This window comes from Pseudomonas cerasi (assembly GCF_900074915.1).
GTDB classification, from domain to species: domain Bacteria; phylum Pseudomonadota; class Gammaproteobacteria; order Pseudomonadales; family Pseudomonadaceae; genus Aquipseudomonas; species Aquipseudomonas cerasi.
Genome location: NZ_LT222319.1, coordinates 1,901,978 through 1,918,067, shown reverse-complemented (window position 1 = coordinate 1,918,067; position 16,090 = coordinate 1,901,978). Strand labels below are relative to the sequence as shown.

Below are 16,090 nucleotides of genomic sequence, written 5' to 3'. Positions count from 1 at the left end.
ACCCGTACGGAGAAAACACCCTGATGAGCACAGCACGCTTTGCCGACCCGGACCAGATCCGCGCGGGCTTTTCTCGCGCCATGTCGCAGATGTACAAGCACGAAGTGCCGCTGTACGGCACGCTGATGGCGCTGGTGAGTGAAGTCAACGAACAGGTCATGAGCCATGACAGCAGTGTGCTGGACAGTTTGCGCCAGACCGGTGAAATCCAGCGCCTGGACATGGAACGGCACGGTGCAATCCGCGTCGGCACGGCACAGGAACTGGCCACCCTCGCCCGCCTGTTCGCGGTCATGGGCATGCAGCCGGTGGGTTACTACGACCTGAGCGCGGCCGGCGTGCCGGTTCACTCCACCGCCTTTCGCGCCGTGCATGAGCAGGCGCTGCAGGTCAGTCCGTTTCGCGTGTTCACCTCGTTGCTGCGTCTGGAACTGATCGAAAGCGACAGCCTGCGTGAGTTCGCCGGTCAGGTGCTGGGCAAACGCAGTATCTTCACACCCGGCGCCCTGGCGTTGATCGACAAGCATGAAGCAGACGGCGGCTTGAGCGAAACCGATGCGGCCGAGTTCATTCAGCAGGCGCTGGAAACCTTTCGCTGGCACAACACGGCGACCGTTTCGCTGGACGACTACCAGAAGCTGAACACTCAGCATCGCCTGATCGCCGATGTGGTGGCGTTTCGAGGTCCGCACATCAACCACCTGACGCCACGCACGCTGGACATTGATGCGGTTCAGGCCGGTATGCCCGGCAAAGGCATCACACCCAAGGCGGTTGTCGAGGGGCCGCCACGTCGCCAGCGCCCGATTCTGCTGCGCCAGACCAGCTTCAAGGCGCTGGAAGAACCGATTGCCTTCATGGGCCAGGGTGGCAGTCAGTCGGGCAGCCACTCGGCACGCTTCGGCGAGATCGAACAGCGTGGCGCTGCACTGACCCCCAAAGGTCGCGAGCTGTATGACCGGCTGCTGAACGAGGCCCGCGACGCGCTGGGCGAGTTCCCCAATGAGGCGAATGCCCTGCGCTATGCCGAGCTGCTGGAAAACACGTTCGAGGCGTTTCCGGACAGCCACGCTGAAATGCGCAGGCAGGGCCTGGCCTACTTCCGCTATTTCCCGACCGAATCAGGTATTGCCGAGCGTGCATCCGGCAGTCTGGAGCAGCTTGTCGAAGCAGGTCACGTGCGCTTCGAGCCACTGGTGTACGAAGACTTTTTGCCGGTCAGTGCGGCGGGCATTTTCCAGTCCAACCTGGGCGATAACGCACAGGCGCACTACGCGACGAATTCGAATCAGCAGGATTTCGAGCAGGCACTGGGACGCGGGACGCTCAACGAACTGGACCTGTATGCCGACACCCAGCGGCGCTCACTGGAGGAGTGCGCCAGGGCGCTGGAACTGAGCAGTCCCGCCTACTAATTAGTGAGAGCGACAGGGGCTGCACGATAGTTGAGATCATCGTTCCTCACGCTCCAGCGTGGGAGTGCAGTTCACGACGCTCTGCGTCGCCAAGAGGACGCGGAGCGTCCGGAGCTGCATGACGACGCGGAGCGTCGCACGATAATCGGATTGTCCGTGCATATCGACGCAGAGCTTCGGGACGGAGTTGAGACTATCGTTCCTCACGCTCCGCGTGGGAATGCAGGTCTCGACGCTCTGCGTCACAAAAGAGGACGCGGGGCGTCACATTCCCTTAGCGTTCTGCGTTCTGTTTAAAGCAACGATAAATAAAATTCGCAATATTGGTGTGCAACCTCGTGCTATGCATACTGCGATTGCGTGTGGACAGCAAAGTGCCGTATTCAAAGGCTCATCCCTTCAAATAGCGCACCCGGTGATCCCCTTGCAAAGGCTCGAAGCAGCCTGGGTCTGGATCACATTCAGACCTCATAAAAATACCTGGCCGGATAACGGTCTCCATGACTTCATGGACTTTTCAACGCTGCCCTGGCGCTTCACCGCGCCGACCTGAAAAACAGAATAACGATTGATAAGGCCTGAAAAAGGCCATTCAGCAGGCAAGGGGATCATCATGCAAAACTCACACGCTGCAGTGTCGGGTGACAATCAGGCAGTTTCATCGACGGTGAAACTGTATGTCTGGGCCGCCATTATCCTTATCATTGCCGAAATGATCGGTGCCATCAGTATTCCGCTGGGCCCCGGCAAAGTGGTGCTGTTGCCGATGGTCTGGGCGCTGCTGCTGGGCGCGATGATCGGCCTTGCCAGTCGCCGTATGCCAGGCACCATTGGTATCGACCACGGTACGCAATTGCGCTCGGCCTCCATCCTGCAACCTGCCCTGCTGATTTTCATCGCCAAGCTCGGCCTGGTAGTCGGCGGCTCGCTGCCGGTGGTGTTCGCTTCCGGATGGGCGCTGATGTTTCAGGAGTTCGGCCACTTCGTCGGCACCGTGGTGCTCGGTCTGCCGGTGGCGTTGATGCTCGGTATCAAGCGCGAGGCCATCGGTGCGACCTTCTCGGTCGGCCGTGAACCAAGCCTGGCAATCATCGGCGAACGCTATGGCATGGACTCTCCGGAGGGTCGCGGTGTATTGGCCGAATACCTGACGGGCACCCTGTTCGGCGCGCTGTTCATTGCGATTGTCGCCGGGTTTATCGCCAGCCTGGGGATCTTCCATCCCAACTCGCTGGCGATGGGCTCAGGCATCGGCTCGGGCAGCATGATGGCCGCCGCTGCCGGGGCGATTGCCGCGCAACAGACACCGGAAGTCGCCAAGGAAGTCATGACTCTGGCGGCAGCCTCGAACCTGATCACCACCACCATCGGCACCTACTTCACCCTGTTCATCTCCCTGCCACTGGCGGTCTGGGGCTACCGTGTACTCGAGCCGCTGATCGGCCGCACCACCAAGGCGTCCATGAGCGAGGAAGGTCTGCGCCACAGCGACGTGTCGCTGGAGGTGCCGGAACTGGGCTGGTCGGGCAAGATCAGTGCCTGGCTGGCGGCGGGTGCACTGGCGCTGATTGCCAACTATGTCGGCTACAAGACCCTGTCAGCCGATGCCCTCACCGGCATGGGCATCATGATTTTCTGCGCCTTCGCGGGTGAGGTGCTTTGTAACCTGCTTCGCCGCAAGATCCCCGCAGTGTGCATGGTGTCACTGGTAGCAATGTTCCTGACGTCGCCGGCCTGCCCCTGGGCCGCCGAGATTGCGCGAATCACCAGCTCGATCAACCTGCTGGCGGTCATTACCCCGATGCTGACCTTCGCCGGCCTGTCGATTGCCAAGGACCTCCCGGCCTTCCGCCGCCTGGGCTGGCGGATTGTGCTGGTGTCGTTCCTGGCCAACTTCGGTACGTTCATTGGCGCGGTATTGATCGCCGAGCTGTTTCATTGATTCGCACCGAATGATCCGGATCGAATCAGCCCAGCGCCTCGTTCACCAGCCAGTCATGCACTGCGCGACGTGACGGGGTGCTGAGCGCCCCTTCGCGATAGGCCAGCACGTATTTCTTTCTGGCCTTGATCGGATGGCCGAACGGCACGATCAGCAAGCCCTGCTCCAGCTCATCGGTGATCAGCGCCTTGCGCGCAATGGCCACGCCCATCCCCATACGCGCGGCGTCGATGGTCAGATGATTACGATTGAACGTGTGGCCGCGACGCACGTCGATGCCATCGGCACCGATGGCCGTCAGGTAGAACTCCCACTCCGCATATTCATAGCTACCGCGCCAGGCGGTGATGTCGTGCAGCAACGGGAAGTGCACCAGCTGACTGGGCGTATCCAGCGGCGGCTTGCCCACCAGCAGGTCTGGCGAGCAGACCGCAAACAGCTCCTCCTCCAGCAAGGGCGTAGTCGACAACCCCGGATAGCTGCCGTCGTTCAGGTCGATGGCCAGATCGAAATCGTCATCACGCAACGACCCGCTGCTGTCCTCGGCAATGATCCGCAACTGGATGTCCGGAAACGCCGCCTGCAAGCGTGGCAGGCGCGGCATCAGCCATTTGCTCAGGAATGATGGAATGCAGCGCAGCTTGAACACCCCGCCGATACGCCCGGAATACAGCAGGCGCAGTTCTTCGCTGATACGGCTCTGCACTTCGTTGGCGACCACCGCCAGACGCTGACCTTCCGCAGTCAGCTCAAGCCCGCGCCCGACCCGGTGAAACAGCGCAAAGCCCAGGCGCTCCTCAAGCTGGCGCATCTGCTGACTGATCGCGCCGGGGGTGACGTGCAATTCTTCCGCGCAGCGGGTGAAGGACAGGTGACGGGCCGCGCAGGCGAACACCTGTAGCCAGGCGTGCATCTGTGCGTTGAAGATTCTGCTCATTGAAGAGTTCCGCTAAAGCGTTGCATAGCAACAATCGTTTGTCGTTTCGACAGCCGAAGCCAAAGATGAGTAACAGAAAAAGGGGAATACCAAATTCCCGTGCATCATCTCACCTCAAGGACCTTCGTGATGGCTATCAGCGTCTTCGACATGTTCAAAATCGGCATCGGGCCGTCCAGTTCCCACACCGTAGGGCCAATGCGCGCCGGTGCGCTGTTCGTGACCGAGCTGCGCAGCCACAACCGGTTGCACAGCGTAGAACGGATCGAGGTGCGATTGTACGGTTCTCTGTCGGCCACGGGCATCGGTCACGGCAGCGATCGCGCAACAGTCATGGGCCTGATGGGTGAGTGGCCGGACCAGATCGACCCTAGCCAGGTCAACCAGCGCATCGACGCGCTGCGTGCCGATAACCAGCTGATGCTGGCGGGCGAACAGGCCATCACCTTCGTCTGGGAGCGGGACATGTGCCTGCTCGATGAAAGCCTCCCCTACCATCCCAACGGCATGACCCTGTGTGCCTACGGCAAGAACGGCGAACTCCACGAGCAGACCTATTATTCGGTGGGCGGCGGTTTTGTGATCGACGCCGAACAGGCCGCCAGCGGCGTGCTGGACAACGACACAACCGTCCTGCCCTATGATTTTTTCAGCGGCGCGCAGTTGCTCAAGCTGTGCAAGACCCACGGCATGAGCATTTCCGAACTGATGATGGCCAACGAGAAGGTCTGGCGCAGCGAGGAAGAAATCCGCGAGAAGATCATGGTGATCTGGGCCGCGATGCGCGCCTGCGTCGACAAGGGCCTGGTGGAAACCGGCATCCTGCCCGGTGGCCTGAACGTGCGGCGGCGTGCCTACCGCCTGCATCAGAACCTGCAGAACCTCGATAACCCCAACGTGATCGGCTCGACGCTGAGCGCCATGGAATGGGTCAACCTGTTCGCCCTCGCGGTCAACGAAGAAAACGCCGCAGGCGGGCGCATGGTGACGGCGCCCACCAACGGCGCGGCTGGCATCGTGCCCGCCGTGCTGCACTACTTCATGAAATTCAAACCCACGGCCAATGACGATGACGTGGTGCGCTTTTTCCTGAGCGCCGCTGCGGTCGGCATTCTGTGCAAGAAAAACGCCTCGATTTCCGGTGCCGAAGTGGGTTGTCAGGGCGAAGTAGGATCGGCCTGCGCAATGGCCGCCGCTGGCCTGGCGGAAATTCTCGGTGCCACGCCCGAACAGGTGGAAAACGCGGCCGAAATTGGTCTGGAACACAACCTGGGATTGACCTGCGATCCGGTCGGCGGGCTGGTGCAGATCCCCTGCATCGAGCGCAATGCGATTGCTGCCGTGAAGGCCATCAATGCCGCCCAGATGGCCCTGCGCGGCGACGGCGAGCACCACATCTCGCTGGACCACGCCATCCGCACCATGCGCGACACCGGCGCCGACATGCACGACAAATACAAGGAAACCTCACGCGGCGGCCTGGCGGTCAACCTGATTGAGTGCTGATGGGCGCAGGCGTTTACTGATTCAACAGTGTCGAGCCCGAATAGAGGATCCCGCCCAGCGCGATCAGCAGCAAGGTCACGCTGGAGGCGACTTCGATCTTGCGCTTGTACTTCAAGGCCAGTTTCTGGCGCATCAGGAAGATATAGGCGAACAGGATAGACAGATCAATGATGATCCACAGCAACGACAACAAGGCGATGCTGCCCTTGAACGATTCGGTGACGTGAATGAACTGCGGGAAAAACGAGACGAAGAAGATGATGTCCTTCGGATTGGAAATTCCGACCAGAAAACCGGTCACCAGCCCGCTGTGCCTGCTATGCGCAGGCATCGGCGCTGGCGCTGTTTCAGGCCGCGACGGGGCGTAACGCAACGCCTGTTCCAGCGCCTGCACCGACAGGTAAGCGATGAAGAAACAGCCCACCAGGCTGATCCAGTTGAGCATGCTTACGCTCACCGACAGTGTTCCCGTCAGAATCAATGCCGCGACCAACACCAGCACCAGTGACGCCCAGTTGGTGCCCAGCGCCGTCAACATCGCGCGTTTCGGCCCGCACGCCAGGCTGGTGTTGACGATCAGTGCCACCACCGGACCAGGGGTGATGATCAGCATGAACACGCTGAACATGTAGATCAGCAGCAACGATATATCCATGGGTACTCAACGCTCGTTCAAATGGTCAGTCTTGTCGACTTTGATGTGCAGAGGACAACGGGACAGTGAAAGCCCGCCTTCTTCATACAGTTGATATTGCTTCCATTCCAGGCTGCTACGGTCGCCGAAAAAACCCAGCGTGTCGGGTACCACGCCGTTGTTGTAATCGGCGATTCGCTGGCGAATCTTTTCCCTGACCTTGCGACCACTTTCCGTCTCGGCGCTTGCCACCTCGTCAAAGTTCTCCCGAGGGTTGACCACAAACACAATGTGCCCACCCAGCGAACGGCTTTTCATCGCGCTGTGACGGGGAAAGCTCATGTTGATGAACATCGGCAGTCCGGCGAAGTGATAGGTCCACTCAAACACTTCAGGGTCTGTGCAGGCGTTGGCCGGCCAGGGCGATCGGTCACCTTCATGTAAGTGTTGCAGGGTGGCCCAGGCATAGGCCTGTTCTTCGGCCAGGCTGTTGAAATCGGTTTTCTCGAAAATGACAATCAACGGGTTGAACAGGCGATCTTCAAGGGGTGTGTCATTAACGAACTTCACGTACGCTTCCATGCCGTCACGTAGCGCTTGTTGCTCATTCTCACAGGGGATGAACAGCAGCAGACAACTTCCGGACTTGTTGGCACGGCGTCCAAACAGACAAGGGAAGCCCTTGTCACTCAGCACCTGCTCGAACTGCCTGTAAGCCTGAACCCGCCAGCCCATTTCCAGGGCGGTGTCACTTTCCAGCAAATGTTTTACAACAGATTGGCGCAACAGCTTTTCGGACTTGGGCAGCATATTCCCTCACGCACGCAGCAGATAAGAACACCGCCTTATTGTTTGATTTTTACGACAGTGGACGAGCCGGCGATTCTGACCGGAGACGCGTGCGCGGAAAAATGGAAAAAGGTGTAACCTACTATGACAAATAATCATGGTTAGTTATCACATGACTGAACGTATACCGCCTCTTTACGCGCTGAGAGCCTTTGAAGTAGCGGCCCGATCATGCTCATTTACGCGTGCTGCGCAGGAGCTATCTCTTACCCAGAGTGCCATCAGCCGTCATATTCGTACCCTGGAAGAAACCCTTGGCTGTCGATTGTTCGAGCGCAATGGCCCGCGGCTTTCACTCAGTGACGAGGGCCGGCGGCTGTCCAGCCAGCTCAAGATCGGCTTCCGGATTATCGAGGACGCTTGCCAGCCCTTCCGGGGTCAGGGCGCGAATCTGCGCCTCAAATCACCGTCCACCCTGACCATGCGCTGGCTGCTGCACGCGCTGGAGTCCTTCAAAAAGCCTGCGCCCGCCCTGCCGGTTCAGCTGTCCAGCGTGTGGATGGACTTTGATAGCGTGGACTTCTATTCGGAGCCTTTCGACTGCGCGATTCTGCTGGGCAATGGCAACTTTGGTGCCGAGGTGGAAACCTGCAAGCTGTTCGATGAGTGGCTGATCCCGATCTGCTCGGCAGACACGTTAGGCGACCAGCCGTGGGGAACAGAGAGGCTGCAGGCCGCTGAACTTATCCATCCGTCCAGCGACCGCCGCGACTGGCGGCGCTGGCTGAACCGGATGGACCTCTCCGGTCAGGTGACGTTGAGCAAAGGCAAGGTGTTCGACACGCTTGATCAGGGCATTACCGCCGCGGTCAGAGGGCACGGTGTGTCGATTGGCGATCTGTTTCTAGTCGCTGATGACCTGAACGAAGGCCAGGTTTTTCTGCCGTTCAACTCGGCGGTTGGCACCGGAGATGCCTATTACCTGGTCTGGCTGCAGGACAGCTTCAAGCGCCAGCGAGTACTGGAACTGCGCGACCACCTGCTGACCTGCCTGCCGGACATATCCGGTATTGCAGTGGAATTGCTCGCAGCACCTTGACGGAGTCCGTTCCCGATGGGAGTGAGCTTGCTCAAGAAGAGGCCAGTAAATCCCATAAAAAAGGGCGTCTGGACCATTGCTTTCGTGAGCAAGCTCACTCCTACGACATATGTATGCGAGCCATTCAACTCAGCGGCAAACACTGCTCCACCAGCGAGGTCCAGACCGCAACGCCGGGCTCAATCACTTGGTCGTTGAAGTCGTAGTACGGATTGTGCAACGCCGCCGACGGCTTCTCGCCGTCGACGCCCATCCAGATGTAGGCACCCGGACAGGCATGCAGCATGAAGGCGAAGTCTTCGGAGGCCATCGACGGGTTACAGCCCCACTGCACGTTGGCCTCGCCCACTGCAGCGACCGCTGCACGACGGATCGTGGCTGCTGCTTCGACGTGGTTTTCGGTCACCGGGTAGCCGACGTTGTACACCAGTTCGCCGCGCACGCCGAAGGCCGTCGGCAAACGCTCGACGAACTCGCCGATCAGTCGCTGGACCTTTTCCCGCACAGGGGTTTGCAGGCAACGCACGGTGCCACGCAGCGTGGCGGTTTCCGGGATCACGTTGATCGCCTCACCGGCATTGAACTGAGTGATGCTGACCACCGCCGAGTCGAGCGGTGACAGGCGCCGGGAGACAATGGTTTGCAGCCCCAGCACCAGCTCGGCTGCGGCCACGATCGGATCATTGCCCTTGTCCGGCATGGCCGCGTGGCTGCCCTTGCCGGTCAGGGTGATTTCAAAGGTGTCGAGCGAGGCCATCATCGGACCCGGATTGATCACAACCTTGCCCGCAGGCACACCCGGCCAGTTGTGCAGGCCGTAGATGGCTTCCATCGGAAAGCGCTCGAACAGCCCGTCTTCGATCATTCGCTGTGCGCCGCCGAGGTTCTCTTCGGCAGGCTGGAAGACGAAATGCACCGTGCCGCGAAAGCGGCGAGTCTCGGCCAGATGCCTGGCGGTGGCCAGCAGGATCGCGGTGTGGCCATCGTGACCGCAGGCGTGCATGCAGCCCTTGTGGGTCGACTTGTGAACGCTGTCGCCCAGCTCCTGAATCGGCAAGGCATCCATGTCGGCACGCAGGCCGATGGTCGGCCCGTCACCATTACGCAGGGTGCCAACCACGCCAGTGCCGCCCAGACCTCGGTGGATCTCGATGCCGAAACCGCTCAGCAATTCAGCCACCTTGTCAGAGGTTTTCAGCTCCTGGAACCCCAGTTCCGGCGCGGCGTGGAGGGTGCGGCGCCACACGGTGGCTTCGTCAATCAACGTCTTTGAAATGGACATGTGCTTACTCCAGACTCGCGCCATAGCCAAAGCTGGCGGCTGGCTTGGCCGCGGTTTCGACCCAGACGCTTTTCACTTCACTGTACTCGCGCAGGGCATCCAGACCGGAAGACCGGCCATAACCACTCTCACCATAGCCGCCGAACGGCGAACTGACGTGAATCGTCTTGTAACCGTTGACCCAGAAGGTCCCCGCTCGCACTTGCTTTGCAACGCGGTGAGCGCGGCCGACATCGCGGGTCCAGACACCACCGGCCAGACCGAAACGACTGTCGTTGGCGATGCGGATCGCGTCCTCTTCGTCCTTGAATGGAATCGCTACCACTACCGGGCCGAAGATTTCTTCCTGCGCGCAATACAGCGCGTTGTTGCCCGCCAGAACGGTCGGGTTGATGTAGTAACCGGGCTTTTCCGGGATCGGATCAGCGTGCTCGCCCACCAGTTTTGCGCCGTCCTTGAGCGCCTGCTCGACCATGTTTTTCACATGACTGTATTGCTTGGCGTTGTTGATCGGGCCGATCTGGGTTTCCGGATCGCTCGGGTCACCGACCTTGAACTGCGTCGCAGCCACCGCCAGGGCATTGGTGAACTTCTCGAAGATCGACTCCTGCACCAACAGGCGCGAACCGGAAACACAGCTCTGCCCGGCACCGGAGAAGATCGCAGCCTGGGCACCGCGCAAGGCGACTTCCAGGTCGGCATCGTCGAACACGATATTGGCCGACTTGCCGCCCAGCTCCAGCACCGCAGGAATGCAACGCTGCGCCGCTGCCACAGCGATATGCCGGCCAGTGGCGGGTGAGCCGACGAACACCACCTTGCGAATGTCAGCCTTGGCAATAAACGCCTGGCCGATGGAATGACCGAAACCGGCAATCACGTTGACCAGCCCTTTCGGCACGCCGGCACGCTCGATCAGCACGCCGACCATCAGCGAGCTGAGCGGGGTCAGTTCCGACGGTTTGAGAATGACCGCGTTGCCCGCTGCAATCGCCGGGGCGATCTGCCAGCCGCAGGTGAAGATCGGCGCATTCCAGGGCGTAATCTGCAACACCGTGCCCAGTGGTTCGTAGGTCACATAGTTCAGGTGCGTGGTCGGCACCGGGATGATTTCGCCGTGCAGCTTGTCCGCCCAACCGGCGTAATACTCGAACATCTCGGCCACTTTGAGCACTTCGACACGCGCATCGCGGATCGGCTTGTTGGCGGTCAGGGATTCAATCTGAGCGAGGTTTTCCAGCTCGTCACGAATCAGATTGCCCACCTGATACATGGCGCGGCCACGCGCCTGAGCGGTCAGTGCCCACCATTGTTGTTGTGCAGCCCTGGCGGCCTTGTCGGCCACTTCGACCAACGACTCGTCGGCATCCGGGAAACTCAGCAACAGGCTGTCGTCATGGGCATTGCGCACTTCGACAGGCGCGCCGTGACCTTCGATGAACTGGCCGCCTACGTAGCTGGCGATGACACTGCGATCGCCCCAGTAATGACGCATCAGTTCGAGGATTTTTGCAGTGCTCATCGCTTATTCTCCATGACCGTAAAGTTTGCCATCGGTGCGTTGCACGATGGCGCAGAAGTCTTCATTGTCCGCCAGGGTTTCACTGCTGGCCTGCCACAATTGTGCGACGACACGCGACAGCGGCAGGTCCATGTCCAGGCTGTCCGCCAGATCGCTGGCCAGGCCAACGTCCTTGCGCATCAGGCCCATGGTGAAACCCGAGTCATAGGCCTTGTTGAGTACCAAGGTCGGGAACATCACTTGCGTGGCACCGCTGCGTCCGGAACCGGCATTCAGGCCCTGCAGAAGTTTTTCCGGGTCGACCCCTGCACGCGCGGCCATCGCCACGGCTTCGGCAGTGCTGATCAGGTGACAGGCGGCGAGCATGTTGTTGGCGATCTTGGCGACATTGCCTGCACCACATTGCCCGACGTGCACGCGTGTCCCGCTCATGCCTTCCAGGATTGGCATGGCGCGCGCCAGATCGGCGTCCTCGGCACCGATGACCATCGACATGGTGCCGGTGGCTGCGCCTTTCGGGCCGCCTGACACCGGCGCGTCGATGAACGCGATACCGCTCTTCGCCAGTTCAGCGGCGACCTTGCGGCTCATTTCCGGCGTTGACGTCGTGGTATCGACGACGAGAAGGCCCTTGCGACCCACCTCGTTGATGCCACCCGCGCCGAGGCACACCGATTCCACATGCTCGGCCTTGGGCAGCGAGAGGATCAGAATGTCCACGCCTTGAATCAGTTGCGTGCGATCGGCAACCGGCTTGACGCCCTTGCTTTCGGCCTGGGCCAATGCGGCCTGCGACAGGTCGAAACCGCTGACATCAAAGCCCTTGCCCGCCAGCGTCGCAGCCATGCCGCCGCCCATGTTGCCCAATCCGATCACACCTGCTTTCAAAGTCATGTCTGCATCCCGATCAAAGATTTTGTACAAATTAGAGGATGACGCTGCGGGCCCCTTCGGCCTGCAATGTGCTGATGATTCGAGTATGGACAGCGCTCTCCCCTCTCAGCAATAATCCAAAAATCGAATTTATGTTGCCTTTAGCGCAACACTGGAAGCCCATGAGCCTCGTTCAAGATCGACGCATCCTGTATTTTTTCGAAGCCGTACGATTGGGCAGCGTCCGGGCTGCTGCCGACTTCCTCAACGTTGCGCCTTCGGCGGTCAGCCGTCAGATCGCGCAACTGGAACAGGAGCTGGGCTCTCCACTGCTGGAGCGTCATCGACGCGGCGTCAAACCGACCGAGGCGGGCGACAAGGTGTTGGCCTACTACCGCCAGCGACTGACGCAGCAGGAGGTCCTGCTGGATTCGATTCAGGCTCTGAAAGGCTTGCACAGCGGCTCGGTGACGCTGGTCTCCGGAGAGGGGTTTCTGGAAAGTCTCGCGCAGCCGCTGGCCCGGTTTTCCGAGCTGTACCCCAGGATCGAACTGATCGTGAACGTGTGTGGCAGCAACGAAGTGATTCGCCAGGTGGTCGAGGATGAAGCGCACATCGGCCTGGTCTTCAACCCGGCTGCCGACCCGAAAATCCGCTCACATGCGCATCAGCGTCAACCGGTCTGTGTGATCACCGCGCCGAATCATCCGCTGGCGGAAGAACCAGGCCCGATAAAGCTGCAGGCACTTGAAGACTACCGTGTCGCCCTGCCCGCAGTGTCTTACGGTATCCGCCAGATTCTGCTGCAAGCCGAGCACCAGTTGGGCATCACTGTGCAGCCGACGCTGACCTGCGGCACTTTCGCCATGCTCAAGCATTTCGCCATGCAGGGTGGCGTCACGCTGCTGCCGACCTTTGTCGTGGAGGAAGAAATAAAGGCCGTAACATTGCGGGCCCTGCCCTTGCAGCATGAGGTGTTCAGCACCCCGCAGACCCACCTGATCAGCCGCCTGGGCCGTCAACTGAGTGTCGGCGCCAACCGCCTGATGGGCATGCTGTTGCAGGATATGACGGCGTTCCGCAACTGACCTACCGTTAGTCCCACGTCGACCAATCGCGCTGAACCAACAAAAATCTCATGGTTCATCTTCAGTAACGGAGCGGAATTCCTGCTGCCATTGAGGATTAACCATGAGAGCCTTGACTTACCACGGTGCGAACAATGTGAAGGTCGACACGGTGCCGGACCCCGTGATCGAGCAAGCGGATGACATCATTCTGCGCGTAACCGCGACGGCTATCTGCGGTTCCGACCTGCACTTGTATCGCGGCAAAATCCCTACGGTTGAACATGGCGACATTTTCGGTCACGAGTTCATGGGCGTCGTGGAAGAAACCGGCTCGGCCGTCACGGCCGTGGCCAAAGGCGATCGCGTGGTGATCCCGTTCGTCATCGCCTGCGGCAGCTGTTTTTTCTGCAACATCGACCTGTTCGCGGCCTGCGAAACCACCAACACCGGACGTGGCGCGATTCTTAACAAAAAGTCGATTCCACCAGGCGCGGCGCTATTCGGCTTCAGCCATCTGTATGGCGGCGTCCCGGGCGGCCAGGCTGAATACGTGCGCGTGCCCAAGGCCAATGTCGGTCCGTTCAAGGTGCCGGGCACGCTGGCTGACGAGAAGGTTCTGTTCCTCTCCGATATTCTCCCCACCGCCTGGCAGGCTGTACTCAACGCCGGGATAGGCCAAGGGTCGACTGTTGCCATTTATGGGGCTGGCCCGGTCGGCCTGATGAGCGCAGCGTGCGCAAAAATGCTCGGTGCGGAGAAGATCTTCATGGTTGATCACCACCCGTACCGTCTGGCCTATGCGCAGAAAACCTACGGCGTGATCCCGATCAACTTCGACGAAGATGATGATCCGGCCGACACGATCATCCGCCAGACTGCTGGCATGCGTGGCGTGGACGGCGTTGTGGATGCGGTGGGTTTCGAGGCCAAGGGCAGCACCACTGAAACCATCCTGGCCACGCTGAAGCTGGAAGGCAGCAGCGGCAAGGCATTGCGTCAGTGCATCGCGGCGGTAAGACGTGGCGGCGTGGTCAGTGTGCCAGGCGTATATGCCGGTTTCATCCACGGCTTCATGTTCGGCGATGCGTTCGACAAGGGCCTGACCTTCAAGATGGGCCAGACCCACGTGCATCGCTTCATGCCTGAACTGCTGGAACACATTGAGGCCGGCCGCCTGGAGCCCGAAGCTATCATCACGCATCGGATGTCACTGGAAGATGCGGCGAAGGGCTACAAGCTGTTCGACAAGAAGGAAGAGGATTGCCGCAAGGTCATCCTGACGCCGGGCAACAACACGATTGTGGTGCCCGACGACACGACCGAAGCCTTGGTCGGGGGTGGCGTTCCGGCTATGTGAGATACAAGTTCGCTTTTGATTCTGGCCTAAGGCCGCAGGAGCGAACTCGTTCGCGAACCGTATTTCAGACTATGTACGTTCATCGTTCATACCGCCCCTTTCGCGAACACGTTCGCTCCTACGCCCTTCGGGCAGAAGCCATTACCGGCTCAGGTAGGCAAACCGGCCTTTGAACGGTTTGCCGATGGGGTCGGCCAGGTCGCCGTGTTTGCTGGTGGTCAGGCCCAGATCCACCAGCGATTCGGCCAGTTTCACCGCCGCAGCCACGCCGTCGATGACCGGCAGGCCGATCGCTTCGCTCAACTGCCTGCCCAGATCCGCCATCCCGCCGCAACCCAGCACAATGGCTCCCGCACCTTCGTCATCACGGGCGCGACGGGCTTGTTCGGCCATGCATTCGATGAGCTCCGGCCCGCTTTCCTCCAGCGCCAGCACCGGCAGATCGATACAGCGCACCGATGTGCATAATTCACTGAAGCCATAACGCTGCAGCAGATGTTCGGCGATGATCCGGGTGCGGGTCAGTGTGGTGACCACGGCGAAACGGGTAGAAATCAGGCTGGCCATGTGAAAAGCCGCTTCGGCGATACCGATCACCGGGGCGCTGGCGTACTCGCGTGCCGCCAGCAGGCCGGGGTCGCCGAAACAGGCGATGATGTGCGCGTCGACCTGCTGCTCACGGCCTTTGCGTATTTCTTCCAGCACGCCAAGGGTCGCGATCGCTTCGTCAAAATGACCTTCGATAGACACCGGGCCATCATCGGGGCTGCACGCAAGAATCTGCGTACCGGGGCGCGCAATGGCTTGCGCCGCGAGGCCAATCTTGTGGGTCATGGCTTCGCTGGTGTTGGGGTTGATTACTTGAATACGCACCGGAACTCCTTCAGCGCCGTTTGAAAATGCTATGAAAATCCACTGTCTCGCTGACCGGCGCATCCACATTCAGGCTGGCACGGATGCGCCGTAGATGCTCGGCCATCCATTCACGTGCCTGTTCGCCCTGCCCGCTTTCGAGCAAGGTCAGCAAGTCAACATGCTGGCCACAATCACAGCCGACACTGCGTCGCGAGCCGTACACCGCCACAATCAACGAAGACCGCGTGGTGAGTTGCGCAACCTGCTCGGTCAATACCTGATTACCCGCCAGCGCGCTCAGTTGCACATGGAAACGCGCCGACAATTGAATCGCTTCGCTGTGGCGCCCGGCGTGTTGCGCCTCATGCTCCTGATCGCAGAGCGCGCGCAGGGCTTGCAGGCACTGACCGGCGACTCGCGTGGCGATATCGGCCATCAGCGCGGGCTCGATCAGTTGCCTGGCACCCAATACATCCTGTGCCTCCTGAGCCGACGGTTGCGCAACCTCTGCGCCGCGCTTGGGGCGCAGGGTCACCAGTCGTTCCAGCGCGAGACGCTGCAAGACCTTGCGAATACCGGTACGGCTGATCTCGAATACGTCGGCCAAAGCGTCCTCGGGCAAGCGCGTCCCCGGAGCGAGCCGATGTTCGACGATAGCTTCCAGTACATGCTGGTAAATCTGTTCATCACGGCCTTTTTCATCGGCAGAAGGTGTGAGAAACAACGGGGCACTGTCAGATCGGATCATGGCTTCACATCACATTGGCATTACAGATCGTATACAAGAATAGTGCCTGATGCGGAACATG

15 protein-coding genes are annotated in these 16,090 nt (G+C 60.2%); 6 read left to right on the top strand and 9 right to left on the bottom strand.

Annotation, left to right across the window (positions count from 1 at the left end; translation table 11 throughout):
* The first annotated feature begins 23 nt into the window (after nt 1–23).
* Nucleotides 24–1,415 carry a 2-oxoadipate dioxygenase/decarboxylase HglS gene (gene hglS / locus PCPL58_RS11305; RefSeq protein WP_065349431.1) on the top strand — a complete coding sequence of 464 codons (1,392 nt, stop codon included), beginning with the start codon at nt 24–26 and terminating at the stop codon, nt 1,413–1,415.
* A 468-nt stretch (nt 1,416–1,883) separates the two neighbouring features.
* Here the strand turns inward: hglS and PCPL58_RS31380 are convergent, their stop codons facing one another.
* Nucleotides 1,884–2,030 (bottom strand): hypothetical protein, encoded by a 147-nt coding sequence (locus PCPL58_RS31380; RefSeq protein ID WP_154284840.1) that lies wholly within the window; start codon nt 2,028–2,030, stop codon nt 1,884–1,886.
* Here PCPL58_RS31380 and PCPL58_RS11295 point away from each other — a divergent pair.
* Entirely contained in the window at nt 2,029–3,357 is a 1,329-nt protein-coding gene (locus tag PCPL58_RS11295; protein ID WP_003369971.1) for a DUF3100 domain-containing protein, read from the top strand. The two genes, PCPL58_RS31380 and PCPL58_RS11295, sit on opposite strands and share 2 nt — an antisense overlap.
* Nucleotides 3,358–3,382: 25 nt before the next feature.
* Here PCPL58_RS11295 and PCPL58_RS11290 read toward each other — a convergent pair whose 3' ends face one another.
* Entirely contained in the window at nt 3,383–4,294 is a 912-nt protein-coding gene (locus PCPL58_RS11290) for a LysR substrate-binding domain-containing protein (RefSeq protein WP_003314779.1), read from the bottom strand.
* Between the two features lie 129 nt (nt 4,295–4,423).
* Between PCPL58_RS11290 and PCPL58_RS11285 the strand changes: the two genes are divergently transcribed.
* Entirely contained in the window at nt 4,424–5,800 is a 1,377-nt protein-coding gene (locus PCPL58_RS11285) for an L-serine ammonia-lyase (RefSeq protein WP_065349430.1), read from the top strand.
* Between the two features lie 13 nt (nt 5,801–5,813).
* Here PCPL58_RS11285 and PCPL58_RS11280 read toward each other — a convergent pair whose 3' ends face one another.
* Together PCPL58_RS11280 and PCPL58_RS11275 are read right to left on the bottom strand one after the other, a co-directional pair.
* Nucleotides 5,814–6,455 (bottom strand): LysE family translocator, encoded by a 642-nt coding sequence (locus PCPL58_RS11280; RefSeq protein WP_003434619.1) that lies wholly within the window; start codon nt 6,453–6,455, stop codon nt 5,814–5,816.
* Nucleotides 6,456–6,461: 6 nt separating this feature from the next.
* Nucleotides 6,462–7,244 (bottom strand): YqcI/YcgG family protein, encoded by a 783-nt coding sequence (locus PCPL58_RS11275; protein ID WP_065349429.1) that lies wholly within the window; start codon nt 7,242–7,244, stop codon nt 6,462–6,464.
* A gap of 151 nt (nt 7,245–7,395) precedes the next feature.
* Between PCPL58_RS11275 and PCPL58_RS11270 the strand changes: the two genes are divergently transcribed.
* Entirely contained in the window at nt 7,396–8,322 is a 927-nt protein-coding gene (locus PCPL58_RS11270; RefSeq protein ID WP_032609679.1) for a LysR family transcriptional regulator, read from the top strand.
* A gap of 124 nt (nt 8,323–8,446) precedes the next feature.
* Here PCPL58_RS11270 and PCPL58_RS11265 read toward each other — a convergent pair whose 3' ends face one another.
* From PCPL58_RS11265 to PCPL58_RS11255, 3 genes are read right to left on the bottom strand one after another with little or no spacing between them, the layout of a single operon-like run.
* Nucleotides 8,447–9,604 carry a M20 aminoacylase family protein gene (locus PCPL58_RS11265; protein ID WP_065349428.1) on the bottom strand — a complete coding sequence of 386 codons (1,158 nt, stop codon included), beginning with the start codon at nt 9,602–9,604 and terminating at the stop codon, nt 8,447–8,449.
* Between the two features lie 4 nt (nt 9,605–9,608).
* On the bottom strand, nt 9,609–11,126 hold the full coding sequence (locus PCPL58_RS11260; RefSeq protein ID WP_065349427.1) for an aldehyde dehydrogenase family protein: 1,518 nt from the start codon (nt 11,124–11,126) through the stop codon (nt 9,609–9,611).
* A gap of 3 nt (nt 11,127–11,129) precedes the next feature.
* Nucleotides 11,130–12,020 carry an NAD(P)-dependent oxidoreductase gene (locus tag PCPL58_RS11255; RefSeq protein WP_065351037.1) on the bottom strand — a complete coding sequence of 297 codons (891 nt, stop codon included), beginning with the start codon at nt 12,018–12,020 and terminating at the stop codon, nt 11,130–11,132.
* Between the two features lie 161 nt (nt 12,021–12,181).
* Between PCPL58_RS11255 and PCPL58_RS11250 the strand changes: the two genes are divergently transcribed.
* Nucleotides 12,182–13,087 (top strand): LysR family transcriptional regulator, encoded by a 906-nt coding sequence (locus PCPL58_RS11250; RefSeq protein ID WP_065349426.1) that lies wholly within the window; start codon nt 12,182–12,184, stop codon nt 13,085–13,087.
* 103 nt (nt 13,088–13,190) lie between these two features.
* Entirely contained in the window at nt 13,191–14,426 is a 1,236-nt protein-coding gene (locus PCPL58_RS11245) for a zinc-dependent alcohol dehydrogenase (RefSeq protein ID WP_058397082.1), read from the top strand.
* Nucleotides 14,427–14,567: 141 nt separating this feature from the next.
* On the opposite strand, the gene PCPL58_RS11240 is transcribed toward PCPL58_RS11245, so the two are convergent.
* Nucleotides 14,568–15,299, bottom strand: coding sequence for an aspartate/glutamate racemase family protein (locus PCPL58_RS11240; RefSeq protein WP_003369945.1), 732 nt, complete (start codon nt 15,297–15,299; stop codon nt 14,568–14,570).
* A 10-nt stretch (nt 15,300–15,309) separates the two neighbouring features.
* Complete coding sequence (locus PCPL58_RS11235) at nt 15,310–16,029, bottom strand: GntR family transcriptional regulator (protein WP_058397083.1); 720 nt, start codon at nt 16,027–16,029, stop codon at nt 15,310–15,312.
* Between the last annotated feature and the right edge of the window lie 61 nt (nt 16,030–16,090).

Excerpts from the sequence above, each read along its gene's own strand:
- PCPL58_RS11285 (WP_065349430.1), top strand. The coding sequence starts at position 4,424 with ATGGCTATCAGCGTCTTCGACATGTTCAAAATCGGCATCGGGCCGTCC.
- PCPL58_RS31380 (WP_154284840.1), bottom strand. The coding sequence starts at position 2,030 with ATGATGATCCCCTTGCCTGCTGAATGGCCTTTTTCAGGCCTTATCAAT.
- PCPL58_RS11250 (WP_065349426.1), top strand. The coding sequence starts at position 12,182 with ATGAGCCTCGTTCAAGATCGACGCATCCTGTATTTTTTCGAAGCCGTA.
- PCPL58_RS11245 (WP_058397082.1), top strand. The coding sequence starts at position 13,191 with ATGAGAGCCTTGACTTACCACGGTGCGAACAATGTGAAGGTCGACACG.
- PCPL58_RS11270 (WP_032609679.1), top strand. The coding sequence starts at position 7,396 with ATGACTGAACGTATACCGCCTCTTTACGCGCTGAGAGCCTTTGAAGTA.
- PCPL58_RS11255 (WP_065351037.1), bottom strand. The coding sequence starts at position 12,020 with ATGACTTTGAAAGCAGGTGTGATCGGATTGGGCAACATGGGCGGCGGC.
- PCPL58_RS11275 (WP_065349429.1), bottom strand. The coding sequence starts at position 7,244 with ATGCTGCCCAAGTCCGAAAAGCTGTTGCGCCAATCTGTTGTAAAACAT.
- PCPL58_RS11290 (WP_003314779.1), bottom strand. The coding sequence starts at position 4,294 with ATGAGCAGAATCTTCAACGCACAGATGCACGCCTGGCTACAGGTGTTC.
- PCPL58_RS11260 (WP_065349427.1), bottom strand. The coding sequence starts at position 11,126 with ATGAGCACTGCAAAAATCCTCGAACTGATGCGTCATTACTGGGGCGAT.
- PCPL58_RS11235 (WP_058397083.1), bottom strand. The coding sequence starts at position 16,029 with ATGATCCGATCTGACAGTGCCCCGTTGTTTCTCACACCTTCTGCCGAT.
- hglS (WP_065349431.1), top strand. The coding sequence starts at position 24 with ATGAGCACAGCACGCTTTGCCGACCCGGACCAGATCCGCGCGGGCTTT.
- PCPL58_RS11280 (WP_003434619.1), bottom strand. The coding sequence starts at position 6,455 with ATGGATATATCGTTGCTGCTGATCTACATGTTCAGCGTGTTCATGCTG.
- PCPL58_RS11295 (WP_003369971.1), top strand. The coding sequence starts at position 2,029 with ATGCAAAACTCACACGCTGCAGTGTCGGGTGACAATCAGGCAGTTTCA.
- PCPL58_RS11265 (WP_065349428.1), bottom strand. The coding sequence starts at position 9,604 with ATGTCCATTTCAAAGACGTTGATTGACGAAGCCACCGTGTGGCGCCGC.